Consider the following 20373-nt stretch of genomic DNA (forward strand, 5'->3'; position numbering starts at 1 on the left):
CTATAAATTTAAATATAATTCAGAAAAATAATCGTCTTCTTTGTTTTCTATAGTGAGCTTATATTTTTCCGGATAAGAAAGATCTAAGCGTCTTTTAACATTTACCATTCCTATACCGCCAGTTTGATCTTTGTTGAGCTTGTTTTTTCTGTTTTTAATGGTAAAAAGCAGTTTGTCTTCAAAAACAGAGATATTGATATGGATAGGATTTTTTTCATCGGTTGCTAAGCCATGTTTAAAAGCATTTTCAACAAAAGAAATAAGAATTAAAGGTAAAATATGTTGATGATGAATTTGCCCTTCCACCTCTAAAATTACATGTGCATTTCCTCTAAATCTTAACTTTTGAAGTTCTATGTAGCTTTTTAAATAGGTAATTTCTTTTTCTAAAGAAACTCGGCTATCGTTACTTTCATATAGCATGTAGCGCATAATTTCCGAAAGCTTTAAAATAGCATCAGGCGTGGCATCAGATTTTTGATAAGCCAAAGAGTAGATGTTGTTTAACGAATTGAATAAGAAATGGGGGTTAATTTGCGATTTTAAAAAGGCTAATTCGGCGGTTAAGCTTTGTTTTTCTAAATCAGATTTTTCTCGTTCATTAAAAAACCAATCGACAGTAAATTTATAAACGGTACTTAAAAAAATGAAGAATCCGTTGGTTACAAAAGTGCTGATTAAGGTTTGAGAAGAAGAACCAAAAAGCATTACCTTATCCTTGGCAATCATTTTTAAGCCACTTAATTCATGCATATAAAACATAAAACCATATTTAATGGCTACAAAAGAAATCACAATAACGAGGCAAGCCAGCATCCACATAAAGAATTTGCGTTTGTCTAACGTTATTGGAATAATTAAATAAAGGTTGGTGTAAAATATTAAAACGTTGAGTAAGGAAAGGCCTATAAATAAAATGTATATGCCATTGCTGGAATTAAACCCGGCGGTAGCGGCAAAAGTAAATATAGTAATGAGGAAAGCCCAAACTATGGTATGCAATAAAAACTTTTGTACACTCGTCATGTCTTAAAATTAGCTGAAGAAATATTTTGCCTAGTGATATTTAGACCAACCGTCTTTTTTTATCTACCAATTGGCTTAAAAAAGGATAATTGTCGCTCATCGCCATAAAATCCCGTTTGTCTTTAAATAATTGCCATTGGTCTAATAGATTTTAATAGCCTAAAAATAAACTGAATCTTTGATCATCAAATTAAAACAAAATATCATGAAAAAGTTATCTACTTCTGTTTCTCCATTTTTAATGATGATTATTCCGGTAATTTTATTTGTTGGATTATCATTAGCGGGAACGGAAAATCAATCTCAAGAAGAATTTAGTGGTAATAGTTTATCGGTAAAAAATGCTACTACCACTATGGTAAAAGTAGGAGAGCAGTCTCTTATGCGTTTCTTATTAAGAAAATAAGGACGTTTTATCCATTTTAGGGAAATAGAAAAAGCTAATTTTATTGCTTAAATTGTGTTTCATAAATTTTGATCCACTCTTCTACAGATATTTTTCCTGCTAATTCTCCAATTAACTCATAAGGTATTTCATTTAATTTTTTAAATCTAATACAGCTTTTACCCATATCTAATTTAGTTTTACAATGTTTTGGGTATTCATTCATAAACCAATCCATAAGTATTGTATTGGCATATATTCCCATATGATAAATAGCTACAAAATGCTTTTGCGAAGCAATAGCTAAAAAAGGTAAGGGTAGTTTGGTATCACAATGATAACCATTTGGGTATATAGAATGTGGAACTACATAGCCTATCATGCCATAATTAATGGTCTCCTCAAATCCTTTAGGGATGTTCTTAATAATTACCTCTCGCAATTTACTCATCACCTGTTTTCTTTCATCTGGTAATTGCGCAATATAATCTTCGGGTGTTTCTGCTGATAGTTGCATAGTAATAGGTTTAGCTTTCTTTAGTCAAATAATTAATAATTCAAAAGCCCTGCATTTTAATCAAATGCAGGGCTAATCTTTTTATTTTAAAGCTCAATTATTAAGAGCAGCCCATACTAGTTCCGCAATTTAAACACTTGTAACAAGTGCCAGATCTAATGGTAGTATGCCCGCAATTGCTACATGCCGGAGCATCAGATTGTGCACCCATAGATAAGTCAAAAGTTTGTCCTTTTACAGTTGCTTGTGCTGTTACCGTTTTTTTCTCAGCAACGGGTTGGTAAACATTAGTTACATCAGGGTTCACATCACTGTCTTGCATTTGTGGGTTGCCAGTTACAGCTTGTTGTTCTGTAATTACATGCACTAAATCTGTGCGGTTTAAATAATCATAACCCAACATTCTAAAGATGTAATCGATTATAGAAGTCGCAGATTTGATATTTTCATGTCCAACTACCATTCCGGCTGGTTCAAAACGAGTGAAGGTAAATTTCTCTACGTATTCTTCTAAAGGCACTCCGTATTGTAAACCAACAGAAACTGCAATAGCAAAACAGTTCATTAATGAGCGGAAAGTAGCACCTTCTTTGTGCATGTCTACAAATATTTCTCCTAAAGTTCCGTCGCCATATTCACCAGTTCTTACAAATACGGTTTGTCCGTCAATGCTTGCCTTTTGAGTAAAGCCTCTACGTTTGGCTGGTAATACTTTTTTCTGTACCACTCTAGATAGCTGACGCATAAAGCTGGTATCTTCTGAACGTTGTAAAATAGCATTTGCTGCTTCTAAAACTTGCTCTGGTGTTAAGTCGCTTAATTTTAATTCTGCTGCTTTTCCTAAAACCTCTTCAACGGTATCTAACTTCTCTTCTTTAGTATCAGATTTGGTAGATAGTGGCTGAGATAATTTACACCCATCGCGGTAAAGCGCATTGGCTTTTAAACCTAAGCTCCATGATAATTCATAACTTTCTTTAATCTCTTCTACTTTAGCTTCGTTTGGAAGGTTAATGGTTTTAGAAATTGCTCCCGAAAGGAAAGGTTGTGCCGCAGCCATCATTTTAATGTGACCATGTGCGTGAATATATCTTACGCCTTTTGCGCCGTTTTTATTAGCACAATCAAAAATTGGATAATGCGCTTCTTTTAAGAAAGGCGCACCTTCAATGGTCATGGTGCCACAAATAAATTCATTTGCCTCGGCAATTTGTTGGCGATTAAAACCTAATGCTCTTAAAACATTAAAGTCTGGCGCATTGTATTGCTCGGCTTTAAAGCCTAAACGTTGTAAACAATCTTCACCTAATGTCCAAACGTTAAAAGCAAAGCCAATTTCAAAAGCAGAAACAATGGCTTTATCTAAGCTTTCTAAATCAGCTTCGGTAAAACCTTTTGATCTTAAACTATCTGGATTTACATGTGGAGCACCTTTTATAGTGGCAGATCCTTTAGCGTAATTAACGATGGTTTCAATTTCGTCTTCATTGTATTTTAAATTTCTTAAGGCCGCAGGAACCGCTTGATTAATAATTTTGAAATACCCCCCGCCAGATAATTTTTTAAATTTTACTAAGGCAAAATCTGGTTCAATACCTGTAGTATCGCAATCCATTACCAAACCAATAGTTCCGGTTGGGGCAATTACCGTAGTTTGTGCATTACGGTAACCGTATTTTTCGCCCATTTCTACTGCTTTATCCCAAGCATTACATGCAGCAGATAATAAGTAATCAGGACAAGTTTTTTGATCAATTCCCGGAGGCAGAATTTCTAAACCTTCGTAAGCATCTGTGGCGTTATATGCTGCATAACGGTGGTTACGCATTACTTTTAACATACTTTCTTTATTTTCTTGATACTTGCCAAAAGTACCCAACTCTCTAGCTATTTCTGCCGAAGTTGAATACGCAGTACCCGTCATAATTGCGGTAATGGCCCCACCAATCGCCCTGGCTTTATCGCTATCATAAGGAATGCCTGCAACCATTAACATAGATCCTAAGTTGGCATAACCTAAACCCAAAGTTCTATAATCATAAGATAATTGAGCAACTTCTTTAGATGGGAATTGAGCCATCAAAACAGAAATTTCTAATACGGTTGTCCAAATACGGCAGGTGTGTTCAAAACCTTTAACATCAAAAATCAGCGTTTTTAAATCGAAGAAGTGACGTAAGTTGATAGAAGCCAAATTACATGCGGTGTTGTCTAAAAACATATACTCAGAACAAGGGTTAGAAGCATTTATTCTTCCTCCCGCTGGGCAAGTATGCCATTCGTTAATGGTGGTATCATATTGTACTCCAGGATCGGCGCAAGCCCAAGCTGCAAATGCAATATCGTCCCATAGTTTATTGGCATCAATGGTTCTTAATCTTCTACCATCAGAACGGGCTGTTAAATCCCAGCCTTTTCCTTCTTCTAAGGCTTTAAAAAATGTGTTTGGGATACGAACTGAATTATTAGAGTTTTGCCCTGATACCGTTCTATAAGCTTCGCCTTCGTAATCTGAGGCATAACCAGCCGCAATTAAAGCAGCTACTTTTTTCTCTTCTTCTACTTTCCAGTTTACAAAACTTTCAATTTCTGGGTGATCTAAATCTAAACACACCATTTTGGCGGCTCTTCTGGTTGTACCACCAGATTTGATGGCTCCTGCTGCTCTGTCTCCAATTTTAAGGAAAGACATTAAGCCAGATGAGTAACCACCACCAGATAGTTTTTCGCTTTCGCCACGAATACGAGAGAAATTGGTTCCTACACCAGAACCGTATTTGAAAATACGAGCTTCACGCACCCAAAGATCCATAATTCCACCTTCGTTTACCAAATCATCTTCTACAGATAAAATAAAGCAAGCATGTGGTTGTGGGCGTTCGTATGCTGAGGTTGATTTTTCTAATTTTTCGGTAATTGGATCAACATAATAATGACCTTGTGGGCCGCCGGTGATACCGTAAGAGCTATGTAAGCCAGTATTAAACCATTGCGGAGAATTTGGCGCTGCTAATTGTCCAACTATGGTGTAAACCAATTCATCGTAAAATATTTGAGCATCTTTTGGTGTAGCGAAATAGCCATAACGCTCTCCCCATGTTCTCCAGCAATTTGCCATACGATGCGCAACTTGCTTAATGCTTTTTTCTGAACCTGTAGTTCCATCAGCTTGTGGAACCCCTGCTTTTCTAAAATATTTTTGTGCTAAAATATCAGTAGCAACTTGAGACCAAGTATTTGGGACTTCTACATCATTCATTTCAAAAACCGCATCTCCTGATGGATTTCTGATGACCGAGGATCTTTTGTCGTACGTAAAAAGGTCATAAACGCTTTTTCCCTCTTTACTAAAATGGCGCTGAAATTGTAAGCCTTTTCCGGCGTCTTTAACGGCTTTGTTTGCAGAAGATTTTCCCATTGTTGCTAATGATTTTAATTGTTGATCTAATTTAACTAAAAAAACTTTAAGGGTTTTTGATCAAATTTAATTTCCTAGATGATACAGTTGGTTTGTAGTTTTCCACAGCGATGGGGATAAAATTTAACTGTAACATTTTTTTGCTGTCAGGGATTTGATTTTCAGCAATTTATAGGTGTGGATAACTAAAAAAAATTGAATCTTATCACTTTAATGATAGATTTTTTTAAGGATAGAAGAGCGGTTAATTCAAGCGTAATTTTATTGGTTTTTGTGTCCCTAAAAACAGGTAGAAACAAAAAAATCCCAATCGTTTAAAATTGGGATTTTTTGTTTTATTGAAATAGATTCTTATTCTATCACACTTACTTTAATCATGTTGGTTTTTCCTTTCTTTTCGATCGGAATTGCTGCTGTATTAATTACAACATCACCAGATTCAATAATTTTTTCGGCTTTTAAAATTTTATTTACTTCACTAATGGTTTTATCAGTACTGTCAAACTTATCGTAATAAAAACCTTTTACGCCCCATAATAAACTCAAGGTGTTTAATAAATTACGGTTTGAGGTGAAAATATAAGTCCCTGCTTTTGGTCTGTGACTACAAATTTGAAAAGCGGTATAACCAGAAGAAGTCATAGAGATTATTCCTGCGGCGTTGGTTTTATCAGCTAAAAATACAGCAGAGCTACAAACTGCATCAGCCATGTAAGTGGCACAGGTTTCGTCTAATTCTTTTTCTTTGTAATAAGGGTAAGAAGTGCTTTCTACGTGGTGAATAATTTTGCTCATCGTTTCAATAACAATTAAAGGAAACTCACCAACAGATGTTTCTCCACTTAACATTACCGCATCAGCACCATCTAAAACAGAGTTAGCCACATCATTTACCTCGGCTCTTGTTGGGCGAGGTGTAGTAATCATGCTTTCTAACATTTGCGTAGCAACAATTACTGGTTTAGAAGCAATGTTACATTTTTTAGCAATCATTTTTTGTAAAACCGGCACTTCTTCTAAAGGCATTTCAACCCCAAGGTCTCCACGGGCAACCATTACGCCATCAGTTACTTCAATAATAGCGTCAATGTTGTCAATTGCTTCTGGTTTTTCAATTTTAGCAATTACTCTAGCTGTTTTTCCGCTTCTACTGATGATGCGCTTAAGATCAATAATATCTTCGGCAGTACGTACAAAAGATAAACCAATCCATTCTACATCATTTTCTAAAGCAAAATCTAAATTGATTAAATCTTCTTCTGTTAAAGATGGGATAGAAACTTTTGTGTTTGGAAGATTTACACCTTTTCTGCTGGTTAATACACCACCATGTACTACTTCACAAATTACAGTGTCTTTTCTGTTGGTTTCTATTACTTTCAATTGTAATTTTCCATCATCCAACAAAATAATTTCACCTGCTTTTACATCTTGTGGGAAGGTGCTGTAAGTGATGTAAATTTGGTTATCATCGCCAATGCACTCTTGAGTAGTAATTTTAACTTGTGTACCGTTAATAAGATTGATACCCCCATCTTTTACTAAACCAATTCTAATTTTTGGTCCTTGTAAATCTGCTAAAATGCCAATATTGGTTTTATATTTTTGGTTAATTTCTCTAATGGTATTGATTACTTGTTGGTGATCTTCTTGTTTACCATGAGAAAAATTTAATCTACAAACGTCAACGCCAGCCTTAATTAAAGATAATAATACGTCTTTATTGGAAGAAGCTGGACCAAGAGTTGCTACAATCTTGGTTTTTTTCTGAATAATTTTCATATATTTTTTTGGATCTATTGGTTCAATTTTAAAATTCTAAAATTTCGAATTTGCAAGCCAAAAGTAGTGTATTTTTAACACGAAGTCAAGCGGCTTTTAAAAAAGCAGATTTTCTCTTGATTTTAATCTTTCAGGATTAAGCTCTACAACAGCTTGAATATCTTTAACTAATTTAAGCCTGCTTAAGAAGAATTCTAGGTCTTCTTCATCAATAAAATCTTTAATCAGGATGAAATAATCAGCCTCTTTCATCTCTGGAATTAAAAAACCTTCTGAACCTTTATTCGCAATTAAAAAAAATTCGCACTCACTATTTGAGGGGCGATGTACGTATTTAGAAAAATATTTTGAGGCTATTCCTTTAAAATTTACAATTAAATCTTCGGTTTTTCTGAAATCAGTTTCTGTGAATTTATTGATGTTAAAGCATAATCTATAGTCTTTTAGCTGTGAGGTCACCGCAATCAATATGAAATCGAAATCAAGTTCTAATTTTAAAAATTTCTTAATCAAGATAATAAAGTTTAATTTAGACCACCAAAAATATCTATAAATGCTGTTAATTGTCGAACCAAAATTAGATCAAAAACAAAAAGGTTTGATATTTAATAGAATTTATTTTTCTTTGCACAGAAATATTTAACCCTTAATAATAGAATTATGTCTGATATCGCTTCAAGAGTAAAAGCAATTATCGTTGAAAAACTAGGTGTAGACGAAGGTGAAGTAACGCCAGAGGCTTCTTTCACTAACGATTTAGGTGCTGACTCGTTAGACACCGTTGAGTTAATCATGGAATTTGAGAAAGAATTCAACGTTGCTATCCCAGACGATCAAGCTGAAACCATCAGCACTGTTGGTCAAGCCATCACTTATTTGGAAAAAAACGTAAAGTAATTATTGCTTAGTTTAATAAATGGAGCTTAAAAGAGTTGTAGTAACAGGATTAGGTGCGCTTACTCCAATCGGTAAAACTGTCCCAGAATATTGGGAAGGTTTGATGAATGGGGTGAGCGGTGCTGCTCCTATTACGCGTTTTGATACAGAGAAATTCAAAACAAAGTTTGCATGTGAAGTCAAAAACTTTGTAGCTGAAGATTACCTTGAAAAAAAGGAAGCTCGAAAAATAGATCCATTTGTTCAGTACGCATTAGTTTCTACTGAAGAGGCTGTAAAAGATGCAGGATTGGATTTCGAGACATTGAACACCAATAGAATTGGTGTGATTTGGGGTTCGGGAATTGGTGGTTTAAAAACTTTTTTAGATGAAATAATGATTTTTGCCAAAGGCGATGGAACGCCGAGGTTAAATCCATTCTTCATTCCTAAAATGATTATAGACATTGCTCCGGGTCATATTTCTATGAAATATGGATTAAGAGGACCAAATTTCTCTTGTGTATCTGCTTGTGCTTCTTCTACAAATGCCCTTATTGATGCCTTCACTTACATTAGATTAGGAAAAGCAGATATTATTGTATCTGGTGGATCTGAAGCGATATTAAATGAAGCGGGAATAGGTGGTTTTAATGCCATGCATGCCCTTTCTACCAGAAATGATGATCCACAAACGGCTTCACGCCCTTTTGATAAAGACCGAGATGGTTTTGTTGCAGGCGAAGGTGCGGGGACTATTATTTTAGAAAGTTTGGAGCATGCCAAAGCCCGTGGGGCAAAAATTTATGCCGAAATAGTTGGTGGCGGCATGAGTGCTGATGCTAACCACATCACAGCTCCTCATCCAGAAGGATTGGGCGCAAGATTAGTGATGCAATCTGCCTTAGATGATGCAGGCTTAACCACTGCTGATATTGATTACATCAATGTACACGGCACTTCTACTCCCTTAGGTGATATCAGCGAAACAAAAGCTATTGGAACTCTTTTTGGGGATGATGCTTATCGCTTAAATATCAGTTCTACTAAATCTATGACCGGCCATTTATTAGGTGCGGCAGGAGCGGTAGAATCTATAGCTTGTATTTTAGCTATTAAAAATGGAATAGTACCTCCTACTATTAATCATTTTACAGACGATCCGGCTTTAGATTCTAAACTTAACTTTACTTTTAACAAAGCTCAAAAAAGAGATATTAGAGCAGCTTTAAGTAATACATTTGGTTTTGGAGGGCATAACGCTTCAGTTATTTTTAAGAAATTTGAAGAATAATTTAAACTCCAGTTTAAATTCGAGTGATATTCTAAATAAACAGATTATATTCGTTTCTATAAACAGAATAAATTACTGAATGCCTTTATCTAGAATTTATAAACTTCATCTCTCCCCAGATAGAAAGTATATTAAGATATTAAAGAATTTACTAGGCTTTGTGCCCGGTAATTTATCTTTATATAAAATGGCTTTCCGTCATAAATCTGTGGCTACATTTTTAAAAGATAGGGCTAAAAACAGTAATGAACGCTTAGAATTTTTAGGTGATGCTGTTTTAGGATCTGTAGTTGCCGAAGTATTATTCAAAATTTACCCCTATAAAGACGAAGGTTTTTTAACCGAAATGCGCTCTAAAATTGTAAGTAGAGTAAATTTGAATCAATTAGCTAGAAAGTTGGGGTTTAATGAATTGGTTGAATTTGATCCAAAATCAGTAAACGTAACTTCTAAACAAAGTTCTTTATTAGGCGATGCCTTTGAAGCTTTAATAGGGGCAGTTTACTTAGATAAGGGATATGATTTTACCAAAGAGTTTTTGTCCCAAAGAATAATTAAGCCACATGTAGATATTCATACTTTAGAATTAACTGAGACTAATTTTAAAAGTAAACTCATAGAATGGTGCCAACGCCATTCAAAAGACATTTCTTTTGAACCTATTCCTAATGAGGTTGGAGAAAACCTAAAATTATTTACCATTCAGGTATTAATTGATGGGGAAGCAATGGCATCTGGAGTTGATTACAGCAAAAAAAATGCAGAGAAATTTGCCGCTGAAAAGACTTGTGAGTTATTGGGGATATAGAATTGAGTATAGAATCAAGATGTAAGTATCAAGATATTAGTATCAAGTATCAAGACGGAAGATGTTTGCCCTTTTCTTTATTAAACCCTTTTTAGAAAGCATTGCTGTAATTTAATTAGCCCCGATGGCAATGAGCTCTTTTTATGTTTGGGGTATAGAGGGTTAAGCCACATAAAAAAGCGGAATGTACAGCGGGACTAGCTATAATAATTGGGGAGAAACCTGCGCTTCAAAATTTTATATTTTTTACTATTTATTGCTATAATATTGTGGCATTTAATACCCTTCACTTAGCTTGCTTTTAAAACAACATTAATTATATTTGCGTTCCTTAAAATAATTTAGAGACATCATAATGAGAGAAATACAATTCAGAGAAGCGCTTAGAGAAGCCATGAACGAAGAAATGCGTAAGGACGACAAAATATTCTTAATGGGCGAGGAAGTGGCTGAGTATAACGGTGCTTATAAAGTGAGCCAAGGAATGTTAGATGAGTTTGGTGCTAAAAGAGTAATTGATACGCCTATTGCTGAGCTTGGTTTTGCTGGTATTGCTATTGGTGCGGCTATGAATGGTTTGCGTCCGATTGTTGAATTTATGACTTTTAATTTCTCTTTGGTAGCAATTGATCAAATCATCAACAGTTCTGCTAAAATTCTTTCGATGTCTGGCGGCCAGTTTGGTTCCCCAATTGTTTTTCGTGGGCCAACAGGTAATGCTGGTCAGTTAGGAGCGCAACACTCACAAAATTTTGAAAATTGGTTTGCTAATTGCCCTGGTTTAAAAGTGGTAGTTCCATCTACTCCTTATGAAGCTAAAGGCTTATTAAAATCTTCTATTATTGATAATGATCCTGTTATTTTTATGGAATCTGAATTGATGTATGGAGATAAAGGAGAAGTGCCAGAAGAAGAATACTACATTGAAATTGGCAAAGCTAATGTAATGCAAGAAGGTACAGATGTAACCATTGTATCTTTTGGTAAAATGATTACCAGAGTAGTTAACCCAGCAATTGAAGCTTTAACTAAAGAAGGAATTAGTGTAGAGTTAATAGATTTAAGAACAGTTAGACCTATTGATTATGACACCATTTTAGCTTCTGTTAAAAAGACCAATAGATTAGTAATTGTAGAAGAAGCATGGCCATTGGCTTCTATTTCTTCTGAAATTGCATTTAACGTACAAAAAAATGCTTTTGATTATTTAGATGCACCAGTTTTACGTATTACTTGTGCTGATGTACCATTGCCATACGCACCAACTTTAATTGCAGAAAGTTTACCTAATCCAGAGCGTGTAATTAACGCTGTGAAGAGCGTGATGTATGTGAAGAAATAAAAAATTAAATCATATAATTTAAAAAGTCGGGTAAATAAAATTAATTTACCCGACTTTTTTTTGTTCTTTTACCTTTTTAAAACTAAAACTATAAACATGAAAAAATTAATTTACCTAAGCATTTTATTTGTTTTTCTAGGATTTTTAAACGCTAGCGCACAAGACAAAATTTATAAAACCAATGGAGAAGTAATAGAGGCGAAAGTTACTGAAGTAGGCGCTACAGAGGTTAAATACAAGGTTTTTGCCAATTTAAATGGACCAGTTTATACCCTAACAAAACAGCAAATTATTAAAGTGGTGTATGAAGGTGGAAAGGTTGAAACTTACGAAGTAATTCAAGAAGCAAGTTTGCCAAAGGCCGAAGAAAAAAGAGCACAAAATGTTTTTGTAGAATTTTTAGGTCAAGGGCTTTTATTTACAGCTAATTACGATACCAGATTTAGCAATAAAAGAAATGGAATTGGTGGTAGAATAGGAATTGGAGCTATAGGCGGTGATGGAGATACGTTTGTTTCTATTCCTGTTTCATTAAACTATTTATTAGGAGAGGGTAAAAATTTGTTTGAAATAGGCGTAGGCGCAACCTATGCAAGTATTTCTGGAAATAGCGACTCGATTTTTAGTGAAGGAGGAGATACTGTTATTGGGACTATGAGTTTTATGTACAGGTTGCAACCCGTTAAAAGTGGTTTCTCTTTTAGAGGAGGATTTACGCCTATATTTACCAGTGAGGGTTTTATTCCTTACTATGCAGGTTTAAGTTTAGGCTATACTTTTTAAGAGTTTATTTATTACGCATAAAAAAAAGCTGCCCTTTTGGAGCAGCTTTTTTGTTTTATAGAGAAAATTGAATTAAAACTTCAAATTCACTTGTAGTCCAACTTGTTCATTACTTCTGGCCAATGAGTTTTGTAGGTTGTACACATCATTTTGCAAATTAATAATTGCAGCTTCTTTTCTTCTCAATTCATCTTCTTGCATAGTAGATCTTAAAGGCACTAAATTGCTTCTGGCACCTGTTAATTTTTCTATGGCAACAGCCAATAATTGCTCACCAAAAGAAAGTGTTTCTGTAGTTGAGGTATATTGGTTATAATAATCATTTCTAGTGTTCCAATAAGAATCGCTGTGGGTGCTTCTGTCATAATCTCTACATTCGCCAATGTAATCGCCGTGGTTTAAATGAGCTTTTACAGCATTTTCTGATACATTAATCATTACGGGATAATTACCACCTGTTTGGTGACAAATAGAAACTTTTTTGTTTCCTTTTGGTCCTTTGTTATCATAATAATCGTTATTACCATTAAACCAAACTACTCCAGGATAATAGGTGCTATTTACCCAATTAGATTTTTTAAAACCCTTTAATTTTTTCATTCTCGTATCAAAACGGTCATCATCCCATTTACCATCATTCCATCTTTCCTCTACTCGCCACTGGTTGTCATCCTTTTTCTCGTTTTTTTGACCTTGGTTTTTATAATTTCCCTTATCCTCGTTTTTATTGTATTGCTTATTGCGATTTTCGTTTCTATCATCATCACGATCGTCATCATTTTGATCTCTTTTTTGATCATTTTGATTTTTAGACGATTGTTCATTTCGGCTTTTTTCTTTATTACCGTTTCCGTTACCATTTTTCTTTTGACCTTGATCAAAAGTTGAAGTACCTAATACCATAAATGGGATAATAGCTACACTAAATAAATATCCTAGTTTCATAATATTAATTTTTTGCTTGAAATTCGTTTTCTACTTCTTTTAATGATTGTTGCACTTTTTCTATCTGCTCTGCAACTTCTTTCTCAGATTTTTCGAGAGAATCTCTTACCGAATCCATTTTTGTGATTTCAGGCTCTTTAGCGCTTGATGTATTGCTACTGCAAGAGGTGGCTAAGCCTAAGCTTATCACGCTAAAAAACAGTATGTTGAATGCTAACTTTTTCATTTATGATTATTATTTAAATAAGGTTTAATTTTTTTACTTAGAATACAATTACCCTGCCGTATAAAATTTAGATTCAAAATCTTTCCACTCCCTTTTTATATTGATATCATTATTCACATCTTCGCATAGCGAAACGATATGGAGAAATTTAATTTACAAATAGCACAAGAGTTAGGAATTGGCTACCAACAGGTAAACACCACAATCCAATTATTAGACGAGGGAGCTACCATTCCCTTTATTGCCAGGTATCGAAAAGAGATGACGGGTAGTTTGGATGAAGTGCAAATAGCCGCAATTAGAGATCGGATTCATCAATTAAAAGAGTTAGAAAAAAGAAAAGAGGCTATTTTAAAATCTATTGAAGAGCAAGGTAAATTAACCCATGAGTTAGAAAGCCTGATACTTAAGGCAGAAACCATGACCGTTTTAGAGGACATTTATTTACCCTATAAACCTAAAAGGAAGACTAAGGCTTCTGTTGCCCGAGAAAAAGGATTAGAGCCCTTAGCGCTTCAGATTTTAGCTCAGGACAAAAACAATCCAGAAGAGGAAGCTTCAGATTTTATCGATACAGAAAAAGGAGTAAATTCTATTGCTGAAGCTTTACAAGGAGCAAGAGATATTATTGCCGAAATTATTTCGGAAAACGCAGAAGCCAGAGCTACTATTAGAACCTTGTTTTTTGAAAAAGGGATTTATAAATCGGAAGTAATCAAAGGAAAAGAAGTAGAAGGCATAAAATATAAAGATTATTTTGATTGGAGCGAGCCCGTAAAAACAGCGCCATCACACAGAGTTTTAGCCCTTAGAAGAGGAGAAAAAGAGCTGATTTTAAAGTTAGATGCACTTCCAGAAGAGGAAGACGCTATTCGTATTTTAACTCAAAATTTTATCCATGCAAATAACTCAAAAGCAGCGCAAGTACAATTAGCAATAGAAGATGGATACAAAAGGCTGCTAAAACCTTCTATGGAAACAGAAACTCGTTTAAAATCTAAACAAGCGGCTGATGAAGAAGCGATTAGAGTTTTTGCTGAAAATGCTCGTCAGTTATTGCTGGCAGCACCCATTGGGCAAAAAAACGTGTTGGCCTTAGACCCAGGTTTTAGAACTGGCTGTAAATTGGTTTGTTTAGATAAACAAGGCAAGCTATTAGAAAATACCACTATTTACCCACATACTGGAGCTGGTGTAGCTAAAGAAGCGGCACAAACATTAAAATTTTTAGTTCAAAAACATCAAATAGAAGCTATTGCTATTGGCAACGGAACGGCAAGCCGCGAAACAGAAGATTTTGTAAAAGCACAACAATTAGAAAATGTATTGGTAGTAATGGTGAATGAAAGTGGGGCTTCCATTTATTCGGCATCTGAAACCGCAAGAGAAGAATTTCCAGATCATGACATTACCGTTAGAGGAGCTGTTTCTATAGGGAGAAGAATGATGGATCCTTTAGCCGAGTTGGTTAAAATTGATCCTCAATCTATCGGCGTAGGCCAATACCAGCATGATGTGGATCAAAATAAGTTACAAACTTCATTAGATGATACGGTGATGAGTTGTGTAAATGCCGTTGGAGTAGAGTTAAATACAGCGTCTAAACAAATTTTAGCTTACGTATCTGGTTTAGGTCCGCAATTGGCGCAAAACATTATAGAATACCGCAATTTACATGGTGCTTTTAAAAATAGAAATGCCTTAAAAAAAGTAGCTCGCCTAGGCGATAAAGCTTTTGAACAAGCCGCTGGGTTTTTAAGAATCAGAAATAGCGATCATCCATTAGACGCCAGTGCTGTTCACCCAGAGCGTTATGCTTTGGTAGAGAAAATGGCTAAAGATTTAAATTGCAAAGTAGCCGATTTGTTGAAAGATGACCAATTAAGAAAGCAAATTGAGCTTAAAAAATATACCTCAGATGAAGTTGGATTACCCACATTAAAGGATATTATTGCCGAATTGGCTAAGCCAGGTCGAGATCCAAGAGCACAATTTGAAGCTTTTTCATTTGCTGAGGGCATCAATAAAATTGACGATTTAAAAGCCGGAATGAAATTACCAGGTATTGTAACCAATATTACCAATTTTGGTGCTTTTGTAGATATAGGCGTTCATCAAGACGGATTGGTGCATTTGAGTCAAATGGCTGACAAATTTATCTCCAATCCAAATGAAGTGGTAAAAGTTTCGCAAAGGGTACAAGTAACGGTGGTGGAAGTAGATGCTGCCCGTAAAAGAATTTCTTTAAGCATGAAAACTGGAGGAGAGGCTAAAAAAGATATTCCAAAGCCTCAGCAAAAAACAAAAGCTAATCAACAGCTGGTAGTTAAAAAGCCAGCATTTGTAAAGAAAGAAGAGCCCAAAGCAGTAGAGGGCGATATGCAGGATAAGCTGAAAGCTTTATTTGGTAAATTTAAATAGTGAACTTTAATTAGGAAGATAAATGTATAACGTGTTAAAATATGTATTCTTAAAAGTATTTTTTTTGATTTTATGTGTTGCTTGTGGCCATGTAAGTAGTGCTCAAAAAATAGATAGTATTCCTTTTTCATTAGATAAGCAGCTGTTGGTGTTTAAGGGGCAGTTAAACGGAATCACTGTTGATTTTGCTTTTGATACAGGCGCATCATCAAGCGTGGTGAATTCAAAAAACATATTGGTAGCAGGCATTAAAGAATTGAAAGGAAGCAGTGGTATTACAGATGCCAACCAAACAAATGCCACATTAAAAAACGTTTTGATAGAAGATTTGGCTATTGGGCAGTTCCATATCAACAAGTTAAAAACAATCACTTTTGATATGCCTTATTTGTATTGTGCAGATTTATTATTATTAGGGCAAGATGTAATCAAGAAGTTTAATTGGAAAATAGACTTTGAAAAAAAAGTAATTTATGTGAGTAATACCCCATTTGTAATTAGTAATGATATGCTTGTTTGGCCAATAAAATATCATAATAATCGCCCAATGGTTGAACTTATTTTGAACAATGAAGTTGAAAAAAATTGTTTAATTGATTTTGGTTTTAATGGAACTTTAAGTGTAAACCCCTTATTAGGGTCAATAAACAAAACTTTTGATGATAAGCAAGCTAAAAATCAAGGTAAGCTATCCATTTCATCAACCATGGGATTAACAGGTTTAGGAAAGCCCAAGCCCGTAAAAGAGTTTATAATGGACAGTTTGTTCTTGAATAAAACACTTATTAAAAACATTCCTATTTCCATTAATGAGCAGTCTGATCATAAAATTGGCGTTCAATTTTTTAATACTTATTGTAAGTCGGTTATTTTGAATCATAGCAACAATACCTATTACTTAAGTCCTTCAAAGCAACAGTTTACTACTAAAAGCACTTTTGATGCAAGAGTGACCTATAAAAAAGAAAAGCTTTTTATAACCGCAAAAAACATGAATAAAAATAGTACTGCTTTAGCTTTTGAAATGGACGAAGAAATAAAGACTGTTAATGGTAAAGATGCTATGTTTTTTAAAGACGAGTGCGAATTCTTGCTGTGGTTTTACTTAAATAAAGATACAGAGGTTGAAATAGAGAAAATGAACGGAGTAAAAATTAAGGTTAAGAATTCCAATTTCTTATAAAATGTTCTAAAAAGAGGAAAACAAAAAACTCAAAGCCATATCGCTTTGAGTTTTTTGTTTTTTATATCTATTCTTTTTCAGTTTCTGGAGGGGTAGGTTGTTGGTCTAGTTTAGGCTCACTTTTAAGACCCTCAAACTGCTTATCTTCGTCACCATTTTTTTCTTGGTAACTCCCTTCACCTTTATCATCTAAATTATCTTTCCTACGGTCAGCTTCTTCCGCTGCCCTAGTTATTTGCTCTTTAATCCGCTTATCTAAATGATCTTGATGCGGACCAGATTCCCAATTTTTATCTTTGACATCCATAACTCCCTTATTAATAATTTATAAGGAATAGAAGTCAAAATTCCTGCCAGTTTATTTTAAGGTAATTTGTCTTTTAATGCTTTCTTCTAAAGAAATAAAGGTCTCTGTACGTTGAATACCCGGAATGGCTTGCACCTCATCATTTAATACATGGCGTAAATGCGTAGTATCCCTACAAATAATTTTGGCAAACATAGAATAAGCACCAGTACAATAGTGCAATTCTACTATTTCCTTTACTTGTTTTAATTTTTCAACCGCATCATGGTAAATAGAACCTTTTTCTAGATAAATGCCTAAGAATGCACAAATATCATAACCCACTTTTTGGGCATCTACAATTAAGTTAGAGCCTTTAATTATTCCCAAATCCTGCATCTTTTTCATTCTCACATGTATGGTTCCGCCAGAAACGATCAATTCTTTAGCAATTTCAGTATAAGCAGTAGTTGCATCATTCATTAAAATGGATAAAATTTCGATATCCAAATTATCAATTTCCAAATTAGGTCGGGTTTTATCAAGCATGTTTTTATTGATTATTAATATTAAACAAGTATAAATAAAAAATTTATAAAAATTAAAATATAATGTTGAAATATTTGCAACGTATTGGCTTATGCTTTACATTTGTTCTATACAATAAATCAAAAGGGCAAGCCTGATGATTACAATTGAAAAAATAAAATACACTGTAGGGTGGTGAAATTGGCAGACACACCTCCTTGTCTCGGTGGCGAAGATTTGGGAAATAGCCGCAAGGTGAAATAACTGCTTCGTGTAGGTTCGACTCCTACCCCTACAGCCCTTTCGTTTAATTTAGGTTTATAATTGGTTAGTTTAAGCTCCTTCTCCCCGTTGGAGCTTAACTGTTTTATAAGCTTTTTTTTGTCATGCTGAATTTATTTCAGCATCTTATTAAGCAAGTAGCTTCCGCATTTTGCTTTCCGCTTTTTTTGTCATGCCGTTCCGATAGCTATCGAGATTATTTCAGCATCTAATCAAGCAATATTTAAACATCATAAATAAGCTTTTAGCTTTCCGCCTTCAGCTTTTTTCTGTCATGCTCCATCTTCAGCTTTTAGCTTTCCGCATTTTGCCTTAAGCTTTTCAGTGCAACAAGCACTATTTATTTTCCATTTTAAGCTTTAAGCTTTCCGCTTTTTGCCTTAAGCTTTATATGGGCGTTCCCCTTTAATCCCGATAGCTATCGGGAGGGTCGGTGTTTTACGCACTCCGCTACGCTGCGGTTTTTTTGCCCAAAAGCAAAAAGAACAGGTTTTTGCAAAACCTCACTCTAAACACCTAACGCTGCCTTGCTTAATGGTAAATATTATTGTGATAAATTCAATCCCCTAATTTTTAAATGATTAGAAATAATTACGATATTGGGTTTAATCTAAACTATCCCCTTAAAGACATATGAAGAATGAAATCATTTTGTATCGACCTAACGAACTTGCCGAGCATATTGAAGTAAGGATAGAAGATGAAACCGTATGGCTTTCACAACAACAAATGGCTACATTATTCCATCAAACTAAACAAAACATCAGTTTGCATATCAATAATTGTTATCGCGAAAATGAATTAGATAAAGCAGCAACTGTCAAGGAATCCTTGACAGTTCAAAAAGAAGGAAGCAGAACAGTTAAACGAAAAACAGAATATTATAATTTAGATGTAGTAATATCCGTTGGTTACAGGGTAAAATCAAAACAAGGGACTCAATTTAGAATATGGGCTAACAATATTCTTAAAGATTATTTACTAAAAGGCTATGCTTTAAATAATAGAATGAACCGAATTGAGGATAATATGGAGGCCTTGCATAAAAAAGTAAACGAAATAGATTTGCAAATAAGCGCTCACTTAATACCTACCCAAGGCGTATTTTTTGATGGACAAGTATTTGATGCCTACCAATTGGCCTCTAGAATTATCTTAACGGCTAAAAAAAGCATCATACTTATTGACAACTACATAGACGAAAACACCCTACTCCATTTAGCTAAAAAGCAAAAAGAGGTAAAAGTTTTACTTTTAAGCAAAACAAGTACTAAACAGCTCTTACTAGATATACAAAAAGCAAATGAACAATACGGAGGCTTCACTCATACATCTTTTTCCAAAAGCCACGACCGATTTTTAATTATCGATAATCAGGATATTTATCATTTAGGAGCATCACTTAAAGACCTTGGCAAAAAATGGTTTGCTTTTTCTAAATTAGATAAAAGCTCTTTAGAAAGCATTTTAAACTCAATTTTAGAACAGTATTAAAACTCAAAATAATAAAGCCGTTCCCCAAGAAGGGTCGGTGTTTTACGTAACCGCTACGCTTCGGTTTTTTTGCTAAAAAAGCAAAAAGAACAGGTTTTTGCAAAACCTCACTTCAAACACCTAACGCAGGCTGTGCAACGTGGTAAAATATATTGGTGAGTATAAAACGTCCGATGTTTTCGGACAGTTGCTAACACCTTTGTGTATATTATAAATAGATGTATTTTCTAAATTTTATATTAGCAAAGAAATGAAAAGAGGATTTGTTGAGTAACTTTAGCTAATGAAAAACCAGAACAGAAAAATTTTCTTAATTGCTAGCTTAATCATATTGATTGCAATCATGCTTTACAATAGCCTTTCGCAACCGGGCATTAGTGACTTAAAATCAGAATTTAAAGAAATTACCTCCACCCGAAACGAACAAAACGACGGTCCAATTTTACGGGCTTATATTGTTACTATAGATAGCTTGGATGTAACCGATATGACCGCTTACGGCAATTTTATGCCACATACCAAATACGGAAACACCAAAGTTTACTTCTTTTACCCCAATAAACCCTTCCCAAAAAAAATAAATTTAATCGAACCTGTTTTCGACCAAACTTTCGAAAAATATTGCTTAGCTATTTATGAAAAAAATGGAATGGGCGAAGCAGTGGTAAGGGATTTTTGATTAAATGTTTCTAAGCGGGGTCTTTCTTTAAATGATACTGCGTTTTTAACGTGACTTATAAGCAAATGCTCCTTTAAATAGTGACTTATAAGCAAATG

19 protein-coding genes and 1 tRNA gene are annotated in these 20373 nt (G+C 34.5%); 11 read left to right on the forward strand and 9 right to left on the reverse strand.

Annotated features, from left to right (window positions below; genetic code table 11):
- Window positions 1-1026, reverse strand: coding sequence for a sensor histidine kinase (locus FA046_RS03950; protein WP_136825045.1), 1026 nt, complete (start codon window positions 1024-1026; stop codon window positions 1-3).
- Between the two features lie 205 nt (window positions 1027-1231).
- Here FA046_RS03950 and FA046_RS03955 point away from each other — a divergent pair, with 205 nt between their 5' ends.
- Window positions 1232-1432 carry a hypothetical protein gene (locus FA046_RS03955; protein ID WP_136825046.1) on the forward strand — a complete coding sequence of 67 codons (201 nt, stop codon included), beginning with the start codon at window positions 1232-1234 and terminating at the stop codon, window positions 1430-1432.
- Between the two features lie 40 nt (window positions 1433-1472).
- Here the strand turns inward: FA046_RS03955 and FA046_RS03960 are convergent, their stop codons facing one another.
- The 4 genes from FA046_RS03960 to FA046_RS03975 form a co-directional block, all read right to left on the reverse strand.
- Entirely contained in the window at window positions 1473-1928 is a 456-nt protein-coding gene (locus FA046_RS03960) for a DUF1801 domain-containing protein (RefSeq protein WP_136825047.1), read from the reverse strand.
- 100 nt (window positions 1929-2028) lie between these two features.
- Window positions 2029-5346, reverse strand: coding sequence for a vitamin B12-dependent ribonucleotide reductase (locus tag FA046_RS03965; RefSeq protein ID WP_136825048.1), 3318 nt, complete (start codon window positions 5344-5346; stop codon window positions 2029-2031).
- Window positions 5347-5697: 351 nt separating this feature from the next.
- Window positions 5698-7128 carry a pyruvate kinase gene (pyk, locus tag FA046_RS03970; RefSeq protein ID WP_136825049.1) on the reverse strand — a complete coding sequence of 477 codons (1431 nt, stop codon included), beginning with the start codon at window positions 7126-7128 and terminating at the stop codon, window positions 5698-5700.
- Between the two features lie 96 nt (window positions 7129-7224).
- Window positions 7225-7641 (reverse strand): IPExxxVDY family protein, encoded by a 417-nt coding sequence (locus FA046_RS03975; protein WP_136825050.1) that lies wholly within the window; start codon window positions 7639-7641, stop codon window positions 7225-7227.
- Window positions 7642-7788: 147 nt separating this feature from the next.
- On the opposite strand from FA046_RS03975, the gene FA046_RS03980 reads away from it, so the two are divergent.
- The 5 genes from FA046_RS03980 (at window position 7789) to FA046_RS04000 (ending at window position 12231) form a co-directional block, all read left to right on the forward strand.
- Window positions 7789-8025 (forward strand): acyl carrier protein, encoded by a 237-nt coding sequence (locus FA046_RS03980; RefSeq protein WP_017258001.1) that lies wholly within the window; start codon window positions 7789-7791, stop codon window positions 8023-8025.
- A 19-nt stretch (window positions 8026-8044) separates the two neighbouring features.
- The gene (gene fabF / locus FA046_RS03985) at window positions 8045-9298 is read left to right on the forward strand and encodes a beta-ketoacyl-ACP synthase II (protein ID WP_136825051.1); all 1254 of its coding nucleotides are present in this window, start codon (window positions 8045-8047) and stop codon (window positions 9296-9298) included.
- 79 nt (window positions 9299-9377) lie between these two features.
- Window positions 9378-10106, forward strand: coding sequence for a ribonuclease III (gene rnc, locus FA046_RS03990; protein WP_205943595.1), 729 nt, complete (start codon window positions 9378-9380; stop codon window positions 10104-10106).
- A 355-nt stretch (window positions 10107-10461) separates the two neighbouring features.
- Entirely contained in the window at window positions 10462-11448 is a 987-nt protein-coding gene (locus FA046_RS03995; RefSeq protein WP_136825052.1) for a pyruvate dehydrogenase complex E1 component subunit beta, read from the forward strand.
- Between the two features lie 96 nt (window positions 11449-11544).
- Window positions 11545-12231 carry a hypothetical protein gene (locus FA046_RS04000; RefSeq protein WP_136825053.1) on the forward strand — a complete coding sequence of 229 codons (687 nt, stop codon included), beginning with the start codon at window positions 11545-11547 and terminating at the stop codon, window positions 12229-12231.
- Window positions 12232-12303: 72 nt separating this feature from the next.
- On the opposite strand, the gene FA046_RS04005 is transcribed toward FA046_RS04000, so the two are convergent.
- The gene (locus FA046_RS04005; RefSeq protein WP_136825054.1) at window positions 12304-13176 is read right to left on the reverse strand and encodes a hypothetical protein; all 873 of its coding nucleotides are present in this window, start codon (window positions 13174-13176) and stop codon (window positions 12304-12306) included.
- A gap of 4 nt (window positions 13177-13180) precedes the next feature.
- The gene (locus FA046_RS04010; RefSeq protein WP_136825055.1) at window positions 13181-13402 is read right to left on the reverse strand and encodes a hypothetical protein; all 222 of its coding nucleotides are present in this window, start codon (window positions 13400-13402) and stop codon (window positions 13181-13183) included.
- Window positions 13403-13540: 138 nt separating this feature from the next.
- Here FA046_RS04010 and FA046_RS04015 point away from each other — a divergent pair, with 138 nt between their 5' ends.
- On the forward strand, window positions 13541-15823 hold the full coding sequence (locus tag FA046_RS04015; protein ID WP_136825056.1) for a Tex family protein: 2283 nt from the start codon (window positions 13541-13543) through the stop codon (window positions 15821-15823).
- 64 nt (window positions 15824-15887) lie between these two features.
- Window positions 15888-17006 carry a retropepsin-like aspartic protease gene (locus FA046_RS04020; RefSeq protein WP_169303293.1) on the forward strand — a complete coding sequence of 373 codons (1119 nt, stop codon included), beginning with the start codon at window positions 15888-15890 and terminating at the stop codon, window positions 17004-17006.
- A 67-nt stretch (window positions 17007-17073) separates the two neighbouring features.
- Here FA046_RS04020 and FA046_RS04025 read toward each other — a convergent pair whose 3' ends face one another.
- Together FA046_RS04025 and FA046_RS04030 are read right to left on the reverse strand one after the other, a co-directional pair.
- A complete protein-coding gene (locus FA046_RS04025) occupies window positions 17074-17313 on the reverse strand; it encodes a hypothetical protein (RefSeq protein ID WP_136825058.1) in 240 nt (79 codons plus the stop codon).
- 51 nt (window positions 17314-17364) lie between these two features.
- On the reverse strand, window positions 17365-17841 hold the full coding sequence (locus FA046_RS04030; protein WP_136825059.1) for an Lrp/AsnC ligand binding domain-containing protein: 477 nt from the start codon (window positions 17839-17841) through the stop codon (window positions 17365-17367).
- A 165-nt stretch (window positions 17842-18006) separates the two neighbouring features.
- Here FA046_RS04030 and FA046_RS17200 point away from each other — a divergent pair.
- From FA046_RS17200 to FA046_RS04040, 3 genes are all read left to right on the forward strand, one after another.
- A tRNA-Asp gene (locus FA046_RS17200) sits at window positions 18007-18118 on the forward strand.
- A gap of 617 nt (window positions 18119-18735) precedes the next feature.
- Entirely contained in the window at window positions 18736-19596 is an 861-nt protein-coding gene (gene rhuM, locus FA046_RS04035; protein WP_136825060.1) for a virulence RhuM family protein, read from the forward strand.
- Window positions 19597-19879: 283 nt separating this feature from the next.
- Window positions 19880-20275, forward strand: a complete 396-nt coding sequence (locus FA046_RS04040) for a hypothetical protein (protein ID WP_136825061.1) — start codon at window positions 19880-19882, stop codon at window positions 20273-20275.
- The last annotated feature ends 98 nt before the right edge of the window (window positions 20276-20373 follow it).

It is taken from the genome of Pedobacter cryophilus, assembly GCF_005116455.1.
Taxonomy (GTDB): domain Bacteria; phylum Bacteroidota; class Bacteroidia; order Sphingobacteriales; family Sphingobacteriaceae; genus Pseudopedobacter; species Pseudopedobacter cryophilum.